This window comes from Sphaerimonospora mesophila (genome assembly GCF_001417795.1).
Taxonomy (GTDB): Bacteria; Actinomycetota; Actinomycetes; order Streptosporangiales; family Streptosporangiaceae; genus Sphaerimonospora; species Sphaerimonospora mesophila.
Genome location: NZ_BCBX01000036.1, coordinates 222,319 through 242,450 on the forward strand (window position 1 = coordinate 222,319; position 20,132 = coordinate 242,450).

The 20,132-nt window shown below is 69.8% G+C and carries 18 protein-coding genes; 5 read left to right on the forward strand and 13 right to left on the reverse strand.

Translation table 11 applies throughout. From position 1 onward, the window contains the following. The first annotated feature begins 27 nt into the window (after positions 1-27). Genes AP234_RS16925 through AP234_RS16935 form a run of 3 tightly spaced genes read left to right on the forward strand, consistent with a single transcriptional unit; the run spans position 28 to position 3,040 of the window. Complete coding sequence (locus tag AP234_RS16925; RefSeq protein ID WP_055480616.1) at positions 28-1,290, forward strand: extracellular solute-binding protein; 1,263 nt, start codon at positions 28-30, stop codon at positions 1,288-1,290. Then, positions 1,287-2,210 carry a carbohydrate ABC transporter permease gene (locus AP234_RS16930; protein WP_055480617.1) on the forward strand — a complete coding sequence of 308 codons (924 nt, stop codon included), beginning with the start codon at positions 1,287-1,289 and terminating at the stop codon, positions 2,208-2,210. Before AP234_RS16925 ends, AP234_RS16930 begins: the two co-directional genes overlap by 4 nt. Continuing rightward, positions 2,207-3,040 carry a carbohydrate ABC transporter permease gene (locus tag AP234_RS16935; RefSeq protein ID WP_055480618.1) on the forward strand — a complete coding sequence of 278 codons (834 nt, stop codon included), beginning with the start codon at positions 2,207-2,209 and terminating at the stop codon, positions 3,038-3,040. The genes AP234_RS16930 and AP234_RS16935 overlap by 4 nt, the downstream gene beginning before the upstream one ends. 128 nt (positions 3,041-3,168) lie before the next feature. Here the strand turns inward: AP234_RS16935 and AP234_RS16940 are convergent, their stop codons facing one another. Continuing rightward, positions 3,169-4,128 (reverse strand): NAD(P)-dependent alcohol dehydrogenase, encoded by a 960-nt coding sequence (locus AP234_RS16940; RefSeq protein ID WP_055480619.1) that lies wholly within the window; start codon positions 4,126-4,128, stop codon positions 3,169-3,171. A gap of 139 nt (positions 4,129-4,267) precedes the next feature. Between AP234_RS16940 and AP234_RS16945 the strand changes: the two genes are divergently transcribed. Beyond that, positions 4,268-4,963: a TetR/AcrR family transcriptional regulator gene (locus tag AP234_RS16945; protein ID WP_055480620.1), complete on the forward strand. Its 696-nt coding sequence runs from the start codon at positions 4,268-4,270 to the stop codon at positions 4,961-4,963. A gap of 113 nt (positions 4,964-5,076) precedes the next feature. Here the strand turns inward: AP234_RS16945 and AP234_RS16950 are convergent, their stop codons facing one another. The 6 genes from AP234_RS16950 to AP234_RS16975 form a co-directional block, all read right to left on the reverse strand. Further along, positions 5,077-5,829: a lytic polysaccharide monooxygenase gene (locus AP234_RS16950; RefSeq protein WP_083502181.1), complete on the reverse strand. Its 753-nt coding sequence runs from the start codon at positions 5,827-5,829 to the stop codon at positions 5,077-5,079. A 118-nt stretch (positions 5,830-5,947) separates the two neighbouring features. Further along, entirely contained in the window at positions 5,948-8,650 is a 2,703-nt protein-coding gene (locus AP234_RS16955; protein WP_083502182.1) for a BTAD domain-containing putative transcriptional regulator, read from the reverse strand. A 185-nt stretch (positions 8,651-8,835) separates the two neighbouring features. Further along, complete coding sequence (locus AP234_RS16960; protein WP_055480622.1) at positions 8,836-9,246, reverse strand: S26 family signal peptidase; 411 nt, start codon at positions 9,244-9,246, stop codon at positions 8,836-8,838. After that, positions 9,246-11,021: an ABC transporter ATP-binding protein gene (locus AP234_RS16965; protein WP_235558205.1), complete on the reverse strand. Its 1,776-nt coding sequence runs from the start codon at positions 11,019-11,021 to the stop codon at positions 9,246-9,248. Before AP234_RS16965 ends, AP234_RS16960 begins: the two co-directional genes overlap by 1 nt. 53 nt (positions 11,022-11,074) lie before the next feature. After that, positions 11,075-11,635: a TlpA family protein disulfide reductase gene (locus AP234_RS16970; RefSeq protein ID WP_200926553.1), complete on the reverse strand. Its 561-nt coding sequence runs from the start codon at positions 11,633-11,635 to the stop codon at positions 11,075-11,077. A 74-nt stretch (positions 11,636-11,709) separates the two neighbouring features. Then, entirely contained in the window at positions 11,710-11,898 is a 189-nt protein-coding gene (locus tag AP234_RS16975) for a hypothetical protein (protein WP_055480625.1), read from the reverse strand. A 257-nt stretch (positions 11,899-12,155) separates the two neighbouring features. Between AP234_RS16975 and AP234_RS16980 the strand changes: the two genes are divergently transcribed. After that, entirely contained in the window at positions 12,156-12,677 is a 522-nt protein-coding gene (locus AP234_RS16980) for a MauE/DoxX family redox-associated membrane protein (RefSeq protein WP_055480626.1), read from the forward strand. A 111-nt stretch (positions 12,678-12,788) separates the two neighbouring features. On the opposite strand, the gene AP234_RS16985 is transcribed toward AP234_RS16980, so the two are convergent. The 6 genes from AP234_RS16985 to AP234_RS17010 form a co-directional block, all read right to left on the reverse strand. Then, on the reverse strand, positions 12,789-13,565 hold the full coding sequence (locus AP234_RS16985; protein WP_200926554.1) for a lytic polysaccharide monooxygenase: 777 nt from the start codon (positions 13,563-13,565) through the stop codon (positions 12,789-12,791). 265 nt (positions 13,566-13,830) lie between these two features. Then, the gene (locus tag AP234_RS16990) at positions 13,831-15,018 is read right to left on the reverse strand and encodes a 2-oxo acid dehydrogenase subunit E2 (protein WP_055480628.1); all 1,188 of its coding nucleotides are present in this window, start codon (positions 15,016-15,018) and stop codon (positions 13,831-13,833) included. Next, positions 15,011-15,994: a transketolase C-terminal domain-containing protein gene (locus AP234_RS16995; protein ID WP_055480629.1), complete on the reverse strand. Its 984-nt coding sequence runs from the start codon at positions 15,992-15,994 to the stop codon at positions 15,011-15,013. Before AP234_RS16995 ends, AP234_RS16990 begins: the two co-directional genes overlap by 8 nt. Next, on the reverse strand, positions 15,991-16,914 hold the full coding sequence (locus AP234_RS17000) for a thiamine pyrophosphate-dependent dehydrogenase E1 component subunit alpha (RefSeq protein WP_055480630.1): 924 nt from the start codon (positions 16,912-16,914) through the stop codon (positions 15,991-15,993). The genes AP234_RS16995 and AP234_RS17000 overlap by 4 nt, the downstream gene beginning before the upstream one ends. Next, a complete protein-coding gene (locus AP234_RS38675) occupies positions 16,911-18,419 on the reverse strand; it encodes a condensation domain-containing protein (RefSeq protein WP_055480631.1) in 1,509 nt (502 codons plus the stop codon). Before AP234_RS38675 ends, AP234_RS17000 begins: the two co-directional genes overlap by 4 nt. Continuing rightward, entirely contained in the window at positions 18,416-19,825 is a 1,410-nt protein-coding gene (locus tag AP234_RS17010; RefSeq protein ID WP_055480632.1) for an AMP-binding protein, read from the reverse strand. Before AP234_RS17010 ends, AP234_RS38675 begins: the two co-directional genes overlap by 4 nt. Positions 19,826-20,132 lie beyond the last annotated feature (307 nt).

Below are 20,132 nucleotides of genomic sequence, written 5' to 3' on the forward strand. Positions count from 1 at the left end.
AAGGTTTGGCCCCATTGGGAGGTAATAGTGAAGATTCTTAACTGGGCGACCGCCGGCCTGGCCGTACTGATGCTGGCGGCGTGCGCGCCGTCCACGGCCCCGCAGGCCGAGGGGGGAGACGAGAAGTCCGGCACGTTACGGGTCTGGCTGTACGACGAGCCGAATCGGGCGCCGAAGGAGAAGGTCGTCCAAGACGCGATCAAGGAATTCACGGCCGCCAACTCGGGTGTCAAGGTCGAGGTGACCTACATCCCGACGACCCCGGCCAGGCACGAGAAGTTCAAGGGCGCCTTCAACGACCCGGCCAGCGCGCCCGACGTGGCGGAGTACGGCAACACCGACCTCGCGGAGTACGTCGCCGCCGGGGGCTTCGCCGACCTGAGCGCCGACGTGGCGTCGTGGTCGGAGGGCTCCGACATCAGCCCCACCCTGCTCGAATCGGCGACCGTGGACGGCAAGCTCTACGGCGTGCCGTGGTTCATCGGCGTCCGCGCCCTCTATTACCGCACCGACGTCTTCGAGGAGTTGGGTCTCCTACCGCCCACCTCGATCAAGGAACTCGCCACCGTGGCCCGCAAGATCCGAGCCGAAAAGCCCGACATGTACGGCATGGCGGTCGGTGGGGAGTACACCTTCGGGGCGCTGCCGTTCATCTGGGACGCCGGCGGCGACATCGAGAAACTCGACTCGGCCGAGTCGCGTGAGGGCGTGCGCGCCTATACCGACCTGTTCACCGAGGACAACTGCCCGCCGCAGACCTGCGCCTCGCTGACCGGCGGCAAGACCGTCGAGCTGTTCGCCAGCGGGAAGGCCGCGATGGGCCTGCTCGGCAACTTCAACCGCTCGGCCGTCGACGCCGGCCCCGTCGCCGGGAAGTACGCCGTCGTCCCGCTGTCCGGGTCCGAGAACGGCTCGATCGCGCCCGCCTTCGCCGGCGGCAACAACCTGGGGGTGATGAAGAGCAGCAAGCACCGCTCGCTCGCCGTCAAGTTCGTCGAGCTTCTCGCCGGCAGGACCTACCAGATCAAGATGTACGGGGCCATGGGCAACCTGCCGACGCTCACCTCGGCCCGTGAGCACATCGCCGCCCAGGACGAGTTCCTGCTGCCGTTCCTCGCCACGGTCGCCGCCGGCACCAAGTTCGTGCCGATCGACCCGGCATGGGTGAAGATCGACAACCAGAAGATCATCCCCACCATGTTGCAGAAGATCGTGACGAAGCAGGCGACCCTCGATGAGGCCACCAGCGAGGCGGCTCGGGCGGTGAACGCCGCGTTCGGGCGGCCATGACCCAGGTCGCCGTACCCACCGGAGTTCGGAACGCACGGCCGCGCCCAGGCAGGGCCTTCGCACCCTGGCTCTACCTGCTGCCCACCGCGGCCGTGCTGCTGCCGCTCTTCGGCTACCCGATCTACATGCTGGGCCTGCTGTCCGTCTTCGACTATCGGCAGGCCCAGGTCAGCGGGGGTGAGCCGACCAGCTTCGTCGGCCTCGCCAACTACCTCACGCTGCTGGAGGACGACAGGTTCTGGTCCATCCTCGCCCAGACGGTGTTCTTCGCCGCCGCCCTGGTGATCGCCACCCTGGCCGTGGGCGCGACCCTCGCCGTGGTGCTCACCCGAGCCGGCCGCTGGCCCAGACTGCTGCTGTCGTTCGCGGCCATGGCCGCCTGGGCCGCGCCCGCGATGACCGGCTCCACCGTCTGGATGTTCCTGTTCGACGCCGATCTCGGCCTGGTGAACCAGGTGCTCGGGATCGATGGCTTCAACTGGTTCTATGACAAATGGATGACCTTCGGGGTCGTCGGCGCCACCGTCGTCTGGCACTCGTTCCCGTTCGTGATGGTCGTGCTCTACGCCGGCATCCAGGCCATCCCGCCGTCCGTGCGCGAGGCAGCCTCCCTCGACGGCGCCTCGGAATGGCAGTCGTTCTGGCGGATCATCGTCCCCATGCTCCGGCCGTTGATCACCATCGTGGTCATCCAGTCGGTCATCTGGGACTTCAAGATCTTCACCCAGATCTACGTGATGACCAACGGCGGCGGCATCGCCGGCCAGAACTCCGTCCTCAACGTCTACGCCTACCAGACCGCGTTCGGCTCCTCGGAGTACGGCCTCGGCTCGGCCATCGGCGTCGTCATGACCCTCATCCTGCTGGTGATCACTCTGTTCTACATCCGAGCGCTGTACCGGACGGGAGAGAAGCTGTGAGGCGTCCGGTCGCCGACGTCGTCGCGGTGGTCGCCGCCTTCGTGACCTTCTTCCCCATCTACTGGATGGTGCTGTCGGCGCTCAAACCCGCCGGCGAGATCCAGTCGCTCGACGCGCGGCCATGGACCCTGTCACCCACCTTCGAACACTTCCAGCGGGTGCTCTCCGGCGAGAACTTCAGCCGCTACTTCGTCAACAGCCTGATCGTCGCCCTGTCGGTGGTCGTCCTGTCGGCCCTGGTGGCGTTCCTCGCCGCCGTCGCCGTCACCCGCTTCTCGTTCAGGTTCCGTACGACGGTCCTGCTGATGTTCCTCGTCGCGCAGATGGTCCCCGTCGAGGCCCTCACGATCCCGCTGTTCTTCCTGGTCCGCGACATCGGTACGGTCGTGCCGGGCGTGGGGCTCAACACGCTCGGCGCGCTCGTCCTCGTGCACCTGGCCTTCTCGCTGCCGTTCGCGATCTGGATGATGCGCGGCTTCGTCGCCGCCGTGCCCGAGGCCCTGGAGGAGGCGGCCATGATCGACGGCGCCGGCCGAGGGACCATCCTGTGGCGGGTGCTGTTCCCGCTCGTGGCCCCCGGTCTCGTCGCCACCAGCGTGTTCTCCTTCATCACGGCCTGGAACGACTTCATCTTCGCCCGTACCTTCATCATCTCCGCCAAGGACAACCAGACGCTTCCCGCCGCCCTCCTCGTCTTCTTCAAACCCGACGAGAACGACTGGGGCGGCATCATGGCGGCCTCCACGCTGATGACGATCCCGGTGCTCATCTTCTTCATCGCCGTGCAGCGCAAGCTCGTCTCCGGCATCGCGGGCGCCGTCAAGGACTGACCCGGCGCGCTGTGTCGGCCGGCATCCCCCGCCCACGGTCCCGGTGGACACGACGGCGGGCCTGGCGGGAATGCGCCTCGGCGCCGCTCGCCGAGGCCGGGCGACGCCTGCACCGCCATCGCACCTGATCAGGTGTGATCGATCCGGATGACGTGTTTCCCGCGGACGCCGCCCGCCTCCAGTGCGCGATGTGCCGCGGCGATGTCGGCGAGCGGATGCACCGAGTCCACGACCGGCCGCAGCGCTCCGCTCTCCACGTATCCGGTCAGGTCGGCGAAGAGCCGATGGGTCGGCCTGCCACTGAAGAACCGTACGCGTCGTGAGCCGAAGACGGCGGAAGCGAGGATGTACGAGAGTGAAGGGACCACGTGGTCGATGTCGAAGGCGATGGAGACCATGCGCCCTCCGGGTGCCAGGAGCCGTCGGTAGGTGCCGAGTTCGGTGCCGACCGTGTCGAAAACCACATCGAACGGGCCGAGGTCGACCGCACCGGTGATCGCGTAATCGAAGGCTTCGTCGGCGCCGAGTCCCCGCACGAAGTCGAGATTCGCGGCCCGGGCGAGTGCGGTGACATGCGCGCCGTAGGCCCGGCCGAGCTGGACGGCGACATTGCCGACTCCGCCGCTCGCACCTCGCACGAGCAGCCGCTCACCCGGCTTGAGCCGGACCTTGTCCCGCAGTGCCGTGATCACTGTCGTGCCCACGGGCAGAGCCGCGGCCTCGACCAGGTCGAGGCCGGCCGGAGCGAGGGCCAACTGCCGGGGACGTACGGCCACGAACTCGGCGGCGCTTCCGAAGGTCCGTGACATCACTCCCCATACCCGATCGCCGAGCATGAGACCGGGGACGGCAGAGCCCAGGGCGGCGACCTCGCCGGTGAAGTCCATCCCGATGCGCTTCGGGAAGCCCCGCCCCACCAGCCCCGTCACGAGCCGCACTCTCCCCGCCCGACCGAGGAGTTCTCCTCCGTTCACGCTGGTGGCATGGACGCGCACCAGCACCTCACCCGGCTTCGCGACCGGTTTCCGCACCGTTCCCTCGTACAGAACCTCCGGTGGGCCGTACCTGTCGTACAGCGCCGCGCGCATCTCACTCACGTCTTCCTCACCTGATCTGCTGCCGCCTGTCATGCCTTGGCAGGCCGACCCGAATAGGCGGCGAGCTTCACTTACGGGAGGCTAATCACATAAATGGAGAGGTGCGTCCACTTAGACTAATGTGAGAAACATGCCAGCGAATTCCTCTCGGTTACCGCCTGCCGTCGTCGCGCCCGCCGGAGCGGCAGGGCTGCGTGCGGACGCGCGGCACAACCGCGAGCGCATTCTCGAAGCCGCCCGTGAGGCGTTCGCCACGCTCGGGCTCGACGTGCCGATGGCGGCGATCGCCCGCCGTGCCGGGGTCGGCGTCGCCACGCTCTACCGGCGCTTTCCCACGCGGGAGTCACTGGTCAAGGAGGTGTTCGCCGACCAGTTCGCCGCATGTTCGAAGATCGTCGATGACGCTCTCGCCGACCCCGACGCATGGCGGGGCTTCCGTACGGTGATCGAGAAGGTATCTGTCATGCAGGTCGCCGATCGGGGATTCGCCGCTGCGTTCCTGACGGCCTTCCCCGACGCGATCGACTACGAGCGGGTACGTAGACGCGCCGAGCACGGCCTGACCGAGTTGACGCGGCGGGCCAAGGCGGCCGGGAGGCTACGCGCCGACTTCGAACCGGCGGACCTCATACTCCTCTTCATGGCCAACAGCGGCATCGCGGCCGGCTCTACGGAAGCCGCGCCGGCCGCCTCCCGCCGGCTCGTCGCCTACCTGCTCCAGTCCTTTGACGCCGATCACGCTGATCACACCGATCCGCTGCCGCCGCCGCCCCCGCTCGGCCTGGTCCACGTGCATAACGTGCCGAGGCGAGACCCCTCCCACTGAAGATCTGGCGCATGGGCTTCCCGAAAGCGCCCGCGGGCGTCCCGTGCTGTGCGCTGACACGGGACGCCCGCGGGTGGTGACTCGGCGAGAGCTACCGGGTCACGCGAGGAGGGTCATACGGCCTGCCAGAGCGCCGGGACGTTCGGCGGCGTCCAGCCGGTCAGCGCGGTGTGCGCCTGGAGGCAGCGGTAGGTGCGGCCGTCGTAGGTGACCAGCGCTCCGGTCGCGTACGACGTGCCGGCGGTCCAGGCGGTGGGCGTCGACGGCGGCGGTGTCGGCGTGGGCGTTGGTGTGGGGGTCGGCCTCGGGGTGGGTGTGGGCGTTGGTGTGGGTGTGGGCGTGGGGATCGGGCCGCCGGGGCCGACCTGGAGGTCGACGCAGTTGTAGAAGGCGTTCCCTGTGTCGGCGATGTTCCAGATGGCGAGCAGCTTGATCCGGCCGGTCCTGCCGCCCAGGCTCACGGTGTGCGTGACCGTGGAGCCGGGCACCCTGCCGTGGTCGTTGAACTGGGCGATCCGCTCGTTGCCGATGTAGTAGTCCCATGTGCTGGTGGCGTGCCGGGCCCCGATCAGCCACTTGAAGTTGACCGTGTCGCCGACCGTGGTGACGGGCCAGGGCTTGCTGTCGTCGTCCAGTGGCGCCCAGCGTGGGTCACCGGCGCTGCAGTTGCGCTGACCCTTCGGCCCCTCGACGCTCTGCGGCTCCCAGATGATCTGACCGCAGTTGGGGACCTTGCCCATGGCACACCATGCCTGCCGGCTGGGCGGGTCCGAGATGTAGCCGTGGGCCGAGGCGGGCGAGGCCATGATGACCACCGAGGTGGCGGCGAGGGCCAGTCCCGCCAGGGGAGCGAAGACTTTTCGCATGTCGTGCATCCTCTTCTGGGGGGTATTAGCGCCAATATAAAGGAAAGTTTCCTAACAATAAACCCCCTTAGTTGAGCCTGGTATAGATCGATGTCAGAAGGGCGGTTCGAATGATCTCTCACTGAGCGTGCAACGTCGCGGAGCGAGCGCGGACCTTGTGCGCCTGCGCGTCCCCGAGCACGTCGTAACATTCCGCGGCCCGCCGCCAGGCATCCAGCGCCGCCGCCGGATTCCCCGCCGTGGTGTGCGCTTCCCCGAGCCGGACCAGCGTTTCCGCGGCGGGGTGGAGGTCGCCGCACTCGTGGAACAGCTCGGCTGCCCTCTCGTAGCAGGCCACCGCCTGAGCGTGCTCGCCCATCGCGTCCAGCACGTAGGCGATGCTGTCCCAGGCATGCCCCTCGCCCTGGGCGTAGCCGAGGTCGGCCAGCATGCGCTGAGCACGACGGCAGTCGGCGAGCGCCTGATCGTATTCACCCACCTGGGCGCGCCACCAGCCGGCGTTGTTCAGCGCGCGGGCCTCCCCGATGGCGTTGCCGCCCTTGCCGAAGAGCTCCAGGGCGCGCAGCGCGTGGGAGAGTTGCTCGCCGGGCCGTACCCGGCTCACCGGGATGGTCAGACCGAGGTGCACGTGCGCCTCCAGGATGGGCTCGCCCAGGTCGCGGTGGAGCTCGATGGCTCGGTCGAAGTGCTCGACCGCCTCTTGGTCGCGGCCGAGTTTGGCGTAGGCGCGGGCGAGCCTGCTGTGGCAGCCGGCCTGCGCCAGGCGCTCGCCGAGCTGCTCCGCGGCTTTCAGCGCCACCGCCTGGACGCCCAGGATCTCCTCCCAGGGGCCGCGGCGCTGCATGAACTCGGCGAACCCCCAGGCCAGTTGCCAGGCATATCGGTTCAGCCCGGCCCGGGTCGCCTCCGACTGCAGCGCGGGCAGCGCCACGGACTCGGTTGCGTACCAGCACAGAGCCTCCGTCTGCCCGGTGAAACGCTCGACGGTGACGCCGTGGGCGGGCGGGTCCGGCTTGATGCGTTCGCGGTGCGGGTAGCAGATCGCGCTGGCTGCGCAGGCCGAGTGCAGGTAGTAGTCCAGCAGGCGGCGCGTGGCGGCTCGCCGTGCGGTGTGGCCGTCGGTGGCGCGAGCCTGTTCGGCGGCGTAGGCGCGCAACAGGTCATGCAGGCGCAGGCGCCCGCTGCCGGACAGCTCGACGAGGTTGGCGTGATCGAGGTGGTCGATCAGTTTCCGCGCTCGCGGCAAGGGCAGCGCGGCCAGGCTCGCGACCGCGGGCAGCGGCAGGTGCGGGCCGGCCTGACAGCCGAGGCGGCGGAAGAGGCGGGCCGCCTCCCTGGGAAGGTCACGGTAGGACCGGCCGAAAACACCGCGCAGGTCGATCACGGGGTCGGTGCCGGCGAACGGCTCCAGATCGGTTCCGGCCCGTTCGAGGTCGCCGGCGATCTCGGCCAGCGGCAGGTCGGTCCGCCGTACCATCCGCGCCGCCACGATGGCCAGGGCCAGCGGCAGGCGGCCGCACCTGTTGATGATCAGCCTGGCGGCCTCGGGCTCGGCCGCCAGGCGCGTCTCGCCGACCCGGGCGGCGAGCAGCTGGTGGGCGTCCTCATCGGAGAGGACGTCCAGGTGGAGGAGCGAGGCGCCCACGGTGACCGAGAGTGAGGGCAGATCGGTACGGCTGGTGATCAGCGTCATGCACCCCGGCGCGGCGGCCAGGAGCGGGGCGACCTGGTCGGTGCCGTGGGCGTCGTCGAGCATGACGAGCACCCGGCGAGTGGCCAGCATGCTCCGGTAGAGCCCGATCTGCGCCTCGACACCGGAGGGGACCCGAGGTTCCGCGATGCCGAGCGCGCCGAGGAAGCGGGGTAGGACCGCGGAGGCATCGTCAGGGTCGAGGGTGCCGAGGTGGGCGTAGAGCTGCCCGTCGGGGAAGCGGCCGCGGTGCAGGTGGGCCCAGTGCAGCGCCAGGGAGGACTTGCCCACACCGGGCGGTCCCGAGATCACGCAGACGGCGGCGCTCGCGGACAACCGTTCCAGCTCTGCCTCCCTGCCTGCGAAGCCCGCGAGATCGACGGGCAACTGTGCGGGGGTCGGATGGCCGGTCTCCGTCACCTCGCCCTGCCGCAGCAGCATGTGATGAACGCGCCGCAGTGCCGGCCCGGGTTCGACGCCCAGTTCTTCGGCGAGCGTGCGGCGCACATCGGCGAAGCGCGCCAGCGCCTCGGCCGTGCGACCCCATGCGTGCAGCGCCTCGATCAGCGCGACGGCCACCAGTTCGTCCAGGGGATACTCCTCCGCCAGCGGCGACAGAGCCGTCACCGCGGCGCCCGGGTCGGTGGTGGCCACCGTACGTGCCCAGTGCAGCACGATCTCCTTGTGCTCGTCCCGCAGGCGCTGACGGGCTCGCTCGGCCCACTCGCCCGACAGCCCCGTCAGCGGGTCACCGCGCCACAGCGCCAGCGCCTCACTCAGCAGTGGCCCAGGGTCCGGTACGGCTGCCGCCCGCTCGGCCAGGTCGCGTAACCGTGCCACGTCCACGGCGGATCGGTCCACGTCCAGCAGATAGCCGCCGGGCCTGCGCAGCACGTGTCCGTCGTCGCCGAGCACGTCGTGGCGGAGGTGAGTGATGATCGTGTACAGCGTGTTCCGCGCCCTCGAGGGGATCCGTTCGCCCCAGATACGGGTCAGCAGCGTGTCGACCGGAACGACCCGGCCGACCTCCCAGGCGAGCGCGGTGAGTGCGAGCGCGGCCTGCGGAGGCCGGACCGGCCTCGTCTGATCCGCGCGCTCCAGCTCCACCGGTCCGAGCAACCGAATCATCATGCTCTTCAAGCGTAGTGAGCTGACTCCGGTTCCTCCGTGCTGTCACGATATTGAGAAAGTGTCGAGAAGCTACCGAGAAGTTACTTAAGGAACCACTGGCATGCCCGCGGCGGCCCGCCGCCTTCCCACCAAGGGCTTTATCGGAAACCTCCGAGGAAACCCGCGTCTTCAGGAGGGGGAGGAAGTCAACCCATCTTGCGTAGGACTACGCCCACCAGGCGGTCCGTCGTGAAGTAGCCCGAGTCTCGGGAGTCGTGTGAGCGGGTGGGGTTGTCTCCAAGCAAGACCAGGTGACCGGCCGGCACTCGCGTTCCGGGGGCGGTGCTGAGCGCGGGCACCGTCTCTTTCGGTATCGGGTCGCCCGGGGCGGCCGCCACGCGCTTGATGATCTGTTGAGGGCCATTGAGCACCACCACCTGGCCGGTGTGCAGGAAGCGCGCGGAGGTCCGCCGTACGAGCACGCGCTCGCCCGGCTGGTACGTCGGCAGCATGCTCTCACCTCGCACGGTCACCACCAGGTATCGGCGGCGCAGCCATACGGCGGCGACCGGCAGGGCCGCGGCCGGCAGACCGACGACGATCAGAATGACGAACATCACGCGGCTCCCGTCGGCTGGACACCGTCCCGGTAGCCGGCGGCCTGCCGGGTGAACAGGCACGCGTACCCCCCGCCGTTCGCCATCAGCGTGGCGTGTGTGCCGGTTTCGACGACCACGCCATCGGCCAGCACCACGATCAGGTCGGCGTCGCGGATCGTGCCGAGTCGGTGGGAGATGACCACGCTGGTGCGCCCCGACCGAAGCCGCGCGAGTCGGCTGTGCACCTCATGCTCGGCCTCCGCGTCCAGCCCGGCGCTGGGCTCGTCGAGGATCATCAGATCCTGGTCGTGCCGCAGGAAAGCCCTGGCCAGCGCCAGCCGCTGCCACTGCCCGCCCGACAGCAGCACCCCGTCCTGCTCCTCGTCCTGATCGGGGGCGAACTCGCGACTCAGCATGGTGCGATAGCCGTACGGCAGGGCCGAGACCGCATCATGGACGCCCGCTTCCCGGGCCGCCAGCTCGAGACGCGCGTGGTCGTCGGCCGCGGTGAGGTCGCCCACCGCGATGTTGTCGGCGGCGGTCAGCTCGTAGGCGACGAAGTCCTGGAACACCGCACCGATGCGGGCGCGCAGCGCCTCGGGCGCCACCTCGCGGATGTCGACCCCGTCCCACAGGATCGCGCCGCGGGTCGGGTCGTAGAAGCGGCACAGCAGCTTCACCAGCGTGCTCTTGCCGGTGCCGTTGCGTCCCACCAGGCCGACCATGTGCCCGTGCGGGATGAACAGGTCGACGCCGCGCAGCACCCAGGGGTGGTCGTCGCTGTAGCGGAACCAGACGTCACGCAGCTCGATGCCGCGCCGCAGCGCGGGTAGCCGCCCAGGGCGATCAGGGACGGGCAGGCCAGGCCCGGCGTTCACGATCGTGACGTGATGGTGGAAGAGCAATAACTGTTGGTGGGCCATGACCCCGGCCGACACCATGACGTTCAGCGCCCCCTGCACGCCCGCGACGGCCGCCACGAACATCGACACGTCACCGACGCTGAGCCGCCCCTGGCCGGCCGCGAGTATCGCCCAGATCAGTCCCGCTCCGGCCACGACCGCCGCGGCGCCCGCCAGGCCCGCCTGTACGGAGAACTCCCGCCGGTCCATCCGGCGGCGGGCGGCGTTGGCGGTCCGCAGCTCGGCCAGCATGCGGAGCCTCAGGAAGGAGCCGAGATCGAACAGGCGGATCTCCTTGGCGGAATCCGAGGTGGTCATCAGCTCGGCATAGAACAGCTCCCGCCGTTCGGCTGGCCCGATCCGCCACATCATGTCGACCCGCTGCCGCGACAGCCGCAGCTCGATCAGCAGCGCGGGCACGGAGGAGAGCAGCACAAGAGCCGTGAACACCGGGCTGATCAGTGCGAGCGAACCGACGAAACCGGCGACCGTGACCGTGCTGCTCGCGACCGACAGGGTGGTGTCCACCAGCCGGCCCGGATTGCTCGCACTCTGCTGTGCCAGTCTCAGCCGGTCCAGGAAGGCCGGGCTCTCGAAGCGGGCCAGCCCGGGGAAGCCGCAAACCGCGGCGAACAACTCATCCTTGGCCCGCAGCGTCACCCGGCGGTCCACCTCGGCCCGCAGATACTGTCCTGCGTAGGAGACCGCGGCGGCGAGGGTGGTCACGGCGGCGAGCGCCACCGCCGGGCCGAGCAGCATCGCGGCCTGCCCCTGCGCCACCCCGTCCAGCGCGGCCTTCGTCAGCCACGCCACCGCGATGGGGGTGACGGCGCCCACCAGCGTCACCGCCAGGTAGCCCACGACGTGCATCGGGGCGGCCCGCCACACCATGCCGGCGCTCCGTGCGGCACATCCCGCCAGGACACGCGGCCGCGGTGCCTCCCTCATGCGGGCGATCCGGCGGGCAGCCGGGAGACCCTGGGCGCCCTGGCCAGCACCTTGCCGCCCTCGGACACCTGGAAGAAGCTCGGGAACGCCGTCACCTTGAACGCGTCGGCGACCGGCCCGTCCGCGTCCTCCAGGATCACCGACGCGACCGGCGACAGCGCCGTGACGATGTGCGCGGGGTCGCCCGAGCGGCCGTCGACCACCGCCAGCACGCGCGACCTGTCCTGCCCGGCCGCCCATGAGACCAGCTCGGGAAGCTGCTCACGGCAGCCGTTGCAGTCCGGTGACAGGAACGCGACCACCGTGCCGCCGGGGAGGAGATCCCGCGTCACGCGGCTTCCGTCGACGGTCATGGCGTCGAACTCGCCGACGATCTCACCGACGGCCGTCCCGCCGCTGGATGCGGGAAGGCCACCCGCGCCGACGACCTCGTACAGCGCGTCGATCAGCTTCGTGTGCTCCCGCAGCCGGCGGATCACAGCGAGGGTCAACAGCAGGTCCAGCAGGCACAGCAGGCCGACGAGGACCACGATGGCGAGCACGTAAGGCATGGACACCTCAGGATGGGATCTCGTGGGGGTGTATGTCCGGCGGCGGATGTCCGCCGCCGGACTGGTTCATTGCGCCGGCCTCAGCACCACTTGATGCTGCTGGAGCTCCTCACGCACGAGCCACAGGAGACGCTGCCGTTCGGGTAGTAGCAGCAGTACCTCCAGGTGTCGGTGCCGCAGCACTGGTAGTCGCAGTCGGTCGCCCGGGCCACGGAGTGCGGTGCCACCCGCTCCAGGAGCCGGTCGGCGATTCTGGTTACGACACGCATCGAAAACTTCCTTTCGGTCGTTCCGTTGTCCGTCGCAGCGTGCACCCCGGCTCTGAATGACTTCTCAATGATTTCTCAATGGCCGTCGGCGTTATTCATCTCCGCAGGTCGCACCGTTTGTACAGCGGTCAATCCGCCCGCTCGTAGGAGGCCGCCGCCTGCTCGTGGCCGCCGCTCTGCTCAGAGCAACCGAATCAGCAGGTTCCTTAGACCAATGAACCTTTATCTACCTTTCTCGCATTTGCTAGGTTGCTTGCATGCAGTACGTCGACGTGGCGTGCAGGCTGATGCTGCTCACGGTGTTCGCGATCGCGTTGTGGAGCAAGATCTCCGGCCGCGACGCCTGGGAGGAGTTCGTTCGGTCGATCAGGACGATGGCGGTGGTCCGTGACGCCCTGGCCGTACCGGCCGCGCTGGCGACGGTGGCCGCGGAGGGCGGCGTGATCGTGCTGGCCGCGGTGCCCCTGCGGTGGGCAGGATGGGCGGCCTTCGTCCTGGCGGCCGGGCTGCTGACCTGTCTCACGATCGCCGTCGTCAGGGTCATCCGGCGGGGCGCGGCCGTTGCGTGCCGCTGCTTCGGCGCTTCCCAGACGCCCATGGGGGTGCCGCACGTGGTCCGCAACCTCATTCTCGTCGCGGTCGCCCTGCTCGGGCTGGTCGGCTCCGTGGGACCGGGCCATGCCGACCTGGCCATGGGCGTGGTCGTGGGCATCTTCGGGGCCGTCCTCGGGCTGCTCATGGCCCGGTGGGACGATCTCGTCTCCCTGGTGAAGGGCTGACGGACACTGTCGGGCCCACAGAAAGCGCCCGCGGGCGTCCCGTGTTGTGCGCTGACACGGGACGCCCGCGGGTGGTGACTCGGCGAGAGCTACCGGGTCACGCGAGGAGGGTCATACGGCCTGCCAGAGCGCCGGGACGTTCGGCGGCTCCCAGCCGGTCAGCGCGGTGTGCGCCTGGACGCAGCGGTAGGTGCGGCCGCCGTAGGTGACCAGCGATCCGGCGGCGTACGACGTGCCGGCGGCCCAGGCGGTGGGCGTCGACGATGTCGGACTCGGGGTCGGCGTGGGTGTCGGGGTCGGCGTAGGAGTCGGAGTGGGCGTCGGGGTCGGGGTGGGGGTGGGGGTAGGCGTGGGCGTGGGGGTGGGGGTCGGGCCGCCGGGGCCGACCTGCAGGTCCACGCAGTTGTAGAAGGCCATCGCCGTGTCGGCGATGTTCCAGATGGCGAGCAGCTTGATCCGGCCGGTCCTGCCACCCAGGTTCACGTTGTGCGTGACGACGTTGCCGGGCACTCTGCCGCGGTCGTTGAACTGGGCGATCCGCTCGTTGCCGATGTAGTAGTCCCATGTGCTGGTGGAGTGCGGGACCTTGATCCGCCACTGGAAGTTGATCGTGTTGCCGACGCTGGTGACGGGCCAGGGCTTGCTGTCGTCGTCGAGCGGAGACCACCGCGCGTCACCCGCGCTGCAGTTGCGCTGACCCTTGGGCCCTTCGACGCTCTCCGGCTCCCAGATGATCTGTCCGCAGTTGGGGACCTTGCCCATGGCGCACCAGGCCTGCCGGCTCGGCGGGTCGGAGATGTACCCGTGAGCCGAAGCGGGCGAGGACATCACCACTACCGATGTGGCGGCGACCGCGAGTCCCGCCAGTGGCGCGAAGAGTTTCCGCATGTCGTGCATCCTTTGCTGGGGGGATGGTGAGGCTAATATAAAGGAAAGTTTCCTAACAATAAACCCCTCGGGTTTGCCCTGGTATGGATCAGCGTCAGAGGGGGAAGGGTCTTGACGCCCGTCATGACCGATTACCGACGGGTATGGCTCTTCCGCTCCGTCCCCGCGAGGTCGTACGTCAAACGTGCGCCTCGCGGGGATGCGGAGGGCCGGAGGGCGCTGTGCCCGCCCGGTGGTCTTCGCCGTGGCAGACCGGCGACGGGCGTCAGGTCAGCCCTTCGACGGTGGCCTTGAGCGCGTTCAGGAACAGGGCGGCGTCCCTGCCGTTGATCAGGCGGTGGTCGTAGGCCAGGCCGATGTCGGCGAGGGTTCCGTCGCGTGGCCCGGTCACGGCGAGCGCGCAGACGGTGCCGGGGAAGACGAACGGGATGGCCAGGACGACCCCGTGCTCGGTGTGCAGGGTGACGACGAAGTTCGCGCCGGACAGGTCGCTCTCCTTGAACTCGCCGGTGGTGGCGGCGAGCCGGTGCTTCATCAGCGTGGTCGCGATGTCCTTGATCGTACGGCTCGCGGCGGCGTGGACGACGGGGACGTACAGCCCCTCGCCGATGTCGACGGTGACGCCGATGTGCGGGGCCTCGGCGAGCAGCGCCCGCGTGCCGTCGACCGTGGCGAAGAACAGCGGGAACCGCTCGTGCAGGCCGGCGACGGCCTGGACGAAGATCTCGGCCAGGCCCACCGGGCGGCGGATCTCCTTCGTCCTGGCCCGCGCGTGTTCGAGCGCCGGGCCGAGGTCCATGCGCACGACGGCGTACGCGGCGGGAATGGTCTGGTGGGAGAGCGTGACGGATCTGGCGACGGCTCGCTGGACCCGCGGGAGCCGGTGCTCGGCCGACAGGGGCTCTTCCGCAGTGGAGACGGGAGCCGCGCCGAGCGGAACCCGCGGTTCCCGCTCCGCCGGGCCTTCGCTCTCTCGACGCCCATGATCGTTTCCGGTCGTGGCGGCCGCGAGGCGTTCGATGTCGGCCCGCCTGACGACGGGGATGGCGAGGGCCCTGACCCGGTCGAGGTCGATGCCGAGCTCGTCGATGAGCGCCTGGGCCGGGGCCGTGATGAGCGGTGGCGCCGAGTCTTCCGGGCCGGGTTCGACCGTCGTGGCGGTCCGCGCCGGATCGGGCAGAACCTGGCCCGGCCGCGTCCCCTCACGCGGCTCCGCATCTCCTGCCGCGCCTATCGTGGCGATCACTTCGTCCGGGTGGCACCAGGTTCCCTCGCGCAGGCCGTGGCGCAGGACGCCGGAGGCGCCGGCGGTCAGCTCCTCCGCGGCCTTGGACGTCTCCACCAGCACGACCGCGTCGTCCTCGCTCACCCGCGCGCCATCGGAGACGAGCCACTCGACCAGGAGATATTCGGTGTCGTTGTTGTTCAGTTTGGGCACGCGCAGCTCAGCCACGGAGGGTCTCCCTGATCACGCTGTGGATCGTGGTCTCGTTCACGAGGGCCGCCCGCTCGAGGTGGGCCGCGGTGGGAACGACCCCGTCGGCGGAGTGGATCAACGTCACGGGCCGGGCCAGCCGCCCCCAGTGCCGCTGGTGCAGGAGATGGGCCACCTCGGCGCCCCAGGTCCCCCCGGCGGTGCTCTCCTCGACGACGAACACATGCCGTGCCGTACGGACGTCCGCTTCGAGCGCATCGAGCTCGTCGAACGGGTACAACCTGGACGGCACCACCAACGTGCAGCCGATCTCCTCCTCGACCAGCAGCGAGCGCATCGCGGCCATCGCCCGATGCGCCGTCCCTCCGGGGGCTATGACGACGCAGTCGGGGGAGCCGTCGAGGAACACCCTGGCCACGCCGCCGGAGACCGTCAGCGAGAACGGCGGCTCGACCGCGCCCATTCGGCGCGTGTAGAGGACCTTGTCCTCGAAGAAGACGCACGGCTGCGCCCGGGCGAACATCTCCTCGAACACGGCCAGGTTGTCGTGGAACGGCGACATCTCGTAGAGGGCCAGCCCGGGGATGCCGACGAAGTGCTTCTGCAGGGCCTGGCTGTGCGTCGGCCCGTAGCCGCGTCCGCCGCCGACCGGACAGCGTACGACCATGCGCATCGGCAGGCGGGAGCCGTACATGGAGACGGACTTCGACGCGAAGTTGAGCAGCTGGTCGAAGGCGAGCGCGGCGAAGTCGCCGAACATGATCTCGACGATCGCCAGATCCCCGGAGAGCGCGAGCCCGGCGGCGACACCGGTGATGGCGTTCTCGCTGATCGGGGTCGACAGGACGCGATCGGGGAAGCTCGTGGACAGCCCGCGTGTGATCTTGAAGGCTCCGCCGTACGGATCGACGACGTCCTCTCCCAGCACGTAGAGGTTCGGCTCCCGCGCGAGCAGCGCGGCCAGCGCCGTGTTCAGGTTCTCGCCGACCCTCATCGCGTCTCCCAGCGTGACGGGGGCCGCGCCATGACCTCGGCGGCGATCGCGTCGACGTGCGCGCGGGCCTGCGCGTCGAGCAGGTGGAAGCGGTCGGGGTCCGCCGCCGCGCACCGCTCGTACCAGTCCTGCTCGCGCAGATCGCGTACGGCCTCGGCCGGCCGGGTGTCGTCGCCCTTGCTGTGCGGTCCGAGACGCCGGGTGACGAACTCGACGACGAGCGGCGTCGCGTGGGAACGGACCCGCGACACCAGGGGTTCGAGTGTGCGGCGGATCTCGGCGACGTCGGAGGTCTCGATCAGGCGATGGCGGATGCCGAAGGCCGCCGCCCGGCCGGCGATGCTCCCCGCGAGATGCCGCGAGGTGGGCGTGGACTGGGCGATGCCGTTGTTCTCGACCACGACGAGCAGCGGCAACCGCCACAGCGACGCGATGTTGAACGCCTCGTAGACCGCGCCCTCGCCGAACGTGCCGTCGCCGATGTAGACGCAGGCGAGCCGGCCGGGATCGGTCCGTTTGAGGTGCAGCGCGACCCCGACGCCGACCGGCAGGCTCTCGCCCTGCACGCCCGTGGACAGGAAGCCGTCTCTGTGGATGTGCTGGCTGCCGCCGACTCCGTTGCAGACGGCTCCCTCCCGGCCCATGATCTCCGCGAGCAGTCCGGCCGGGTCGCGGAAGCGTGCCAGGTAGTGGCCGTGCCCGCGGTGGTTGCTGAACACGCGGTCGCGGGGATCGAGCAGCGCCTCCATCGCCACGGGGATGTACTCCTGGCCCAGGCAGGTGTGCGTGGTGCCGTTGAGCAGGCCCTTGCCGTACAGGTCGAGCAGCTTCAGCTCGAACGCCCGGATCGTGAGCATGAGCGAGAGGTCGGCCTCGTCCAGGCCGAGCTCGGCGGTTTCGATCGTGGCCGGTCGCGTCATCGGCGGATCACCTGGAGCACCCCGGCGATCGTCGGGTTGTCGAAGAAGTCGTCGAGCTCGACCTCCACGTCAAGCCGCTTGCGCATGCGGGCGATGATCTGGGTGATGGTCAGCGAGTGGCCACCGAGATCGAAGATGTCGTCGTGCGGCTCGATCGGCGACACCTTGAGCACCTCCTCCCAGATCGTGCGGATCTCGGCGGTCAGCGGATCGTCCGGGTCCGCTCCCGGCCGGTCGGGCGCCGCGTCGTCATCGGGCTCCGCCACCGGTACGCCACAGGCGCCCGCCGGCACCGGCCAGGCGACCGCCGGATCCCGGGTCGGCAGCGTCCCCAGCGGCCGGGCCGGGTCCTGGGCGACCGCCGCCAGCACCGCCCGCAGGTCGTCGGCGAACCCCGCGGCGTCGGTCAGCTCGTTCGGGTCGTAACGCAGGCTGGCGGTCATCCCCGTCGCCTCCGTCTCCGCCGCGTCCGCCGTGGCGTCGAGGACCTGGAGCTGCAGCGCGCCCCTGACCGCGTGGTTGAACGCCAGCCGGTCGACCTCGCCGAACCGTTCGGCCGGTTCCGACCGGGGACCGGAGCCGCGCCGGTAGCTGACCGAGACGGGGGCGAGCGCCGCGTGCGGCCGCAGCCCGGCGACCACCCTCGCCAGGGGGACCTCGCGATAGGCGTACAGGCTTCTGAGCTCGGCGCGCAGCCCGGCGGCGAACGTCGTGAACGGCGTCTCGGACGGCGGGCTGGAGAAGACGGGCAGCTCGTTGACGAAGGGCCCGATGTGGCCCTCCGACGCCGCGGTCCTGGTCGACAGGTCGACCGCGGTGACGACGTCGGCGTTGCCGTACGACGCCAGCAGCGCGTGCAGCGCCGCCAGCAGCACCTCGAACCTGGTAAGTCCGGGCAATTCGGGCACGTCGAGCGTGAACTTCAGCAGCCGTCCCGGGCCGCCCCTGCGGGAGCGGAGCACCCCGCCGGGCACGAGCGTCTCGCCCGGCTCCCGCCACCGATCCGCCCAGAACGCCCGAGCCTCGTCGAGCACGCCGGCCACCCGCTCCCGTTCGGCGGCGGCGTGGTCGAGGGGCTCCAGCGGCGGTGGCACGGTGCCCGCCACGAACGCGGCGAGGTCCGCGATCAGGATGTCCTTGGACCCGCCGTCGAAGACGAGGTGGTGGGCGACGATCACGAGTGTGTCGCCGACGAGCGTGAAGCGGATCAGCGGGCCGTTCTCCAGGTCGAACGGCCGCCTGATCGCCTCCTCGATCGACTCGCCCGTCTCCAGGGACGGGGTCCGCGTGGCCGGCACCAGGACCGGCACGCCGTCCTGCTCGCGTACGGCCCTGCCCAGCAGCGGATGTCGTTCGACCACGCTCGCGCACGCCTTGGCGAGCACGGCGGGTTCGGGGGCGGGCGAACCGGCGAAGCGGATCACGATCGGCATGTGGTAGGCCGATCCCGCCCCCATCCGCTCGGTGACCCACATCCCATGCTGGACGAACGAGACCTGCGTCATGTGGCGACCTTTCGGAGTGCGCGCTTGTCGACCTTGCCGCCGTGGTTGCGGGGCAGGGTGTCGAGGGTGATGAGTCGTACGGGAAGCTCATGCGGGGCCAACAGGTCCTTCAGGAAGATCCGCAGCTCCTGGTGTGCGACGGCACCGACAACGGCGATCGCGACGGCCTTGCCGAGCGTCGGATGCGGCACCCCGAAGGCGGCGGCCTCGACGACGCCGGGATGCCGGTGGACGGCCTCCTCGACGTGGATCGTGGACACCTTGTAGGCGCCCGACTTGATCACGTCGCTCTCGCGGTCGATCAGGTAGAGGTAGCCGTCGTCGTCGATGTAGCCGAGATCTCCCATGCGCACCCAGCCGCCGCGGAAGACCTCGCCGGTGGCGGCCTCGTCGCCGAAGTAGGTGCGGGTGACCGTCGGCGAGCGCATCCACACCTCGCCGGTCGCCCCGGGCGGCAGCGGGGCGCCGTCCGGGCCGGCGATCTTGACCGCGCCGCCGGAGACCGGGCGGCCCACGCTGGACGGCCGGTCGGGATCGAAGATCATCACGGTCTGCGCCGGCGCCGCCTCGGTCGAGGTGTAGTAGTTGGTGATCGTCGCGTTGGGGAACGCGGTGCTCAGATCACTCGCCACCCTGGCCGGCAGCGGCGCGGCCGCCGAACCGAGCAGGAGCACGTTCGACAGGTCGTACCTGGTGTGCACCCCGACCGTGAGCATCTCGATCGCCATCGCCGGGACCAGGAAGACGGTGCCCGCGCGGTAGTGCTCGATCAGCGCGGCGAACCTGCCGGGCGTGAAGCGCGGCAGCGTGACCACCTCGGGGTGCGCGTCCACGGCGTTGACCAGCATCCACTGGCCGGCGTTGGTGCCGATGGGGAAGGCGTGCGCGAGGTGCCCGGAATGCATGAACGGCCTACGGCGGCCCCCGCAGCCGTAGGCCAGGTTCGCGTGGGTGGCGGCCACTCCCTTGGGCCGGCCCGTGGTGCCCGACGTGTAGAGGATCTGCGCCGGGTCGCCGGGCCGCACCGGCCCGAGGTCGCCGTCCGCACCGTCCGCCGCGCTGTCGGCGTACGGCAGCTCGCCCGCGCGCAGCACCATCGACGCACCGCAGTGCGCGAGCATCGCGTCGGCGTCCGGCAGCCGGTCCGAGAGCGGTACGGCCACCGCCCCCGCCCTGATCACGCCGAAGAACGCGACCGAGTAGTCCAGCCAGTCGCCGTTGCCGAAGACCAGGCCGACCCGGTCGCCGTGGCCGACCCCTCGGCGCCGCAGCGCGCAGGCCAGGCCGTACGACCTGCGTTCCCACTCGCCGAAGGTCAGCGAGCCGACGCCGTGGACGGTCATGGCCACCCGGCCGGGCTCGGTCGCGGCCCGCTCGCGCAGCAGACCGGGAAGAGTCACGCTCATTATCGGCTCCCGGGAAGTCGTCGGGCCGCGTAAGTCGGCGTATACCAAAGGAAGAGGATTCCCAGCTCGGGGGACCCGCGGACGGAATCGGACAGACGTGACCGCGAGACCACTTATAGGAAACTTTCCTATTAGTAGACCAGTGGTCAGTCTTGCATGAGCCCGGAGACAGCGGCAAGCCCCGCGGTTCCGCGCGGCCCGCGGCCGCTTCCCGCCGCGCCTTGCGCACCACTGAAGATCCATGGAAAACTGCGGGCGATCCCAAACAGTTAAGAGTCTTTTCAAAAGGCCCAATCTGTCCTGAGTC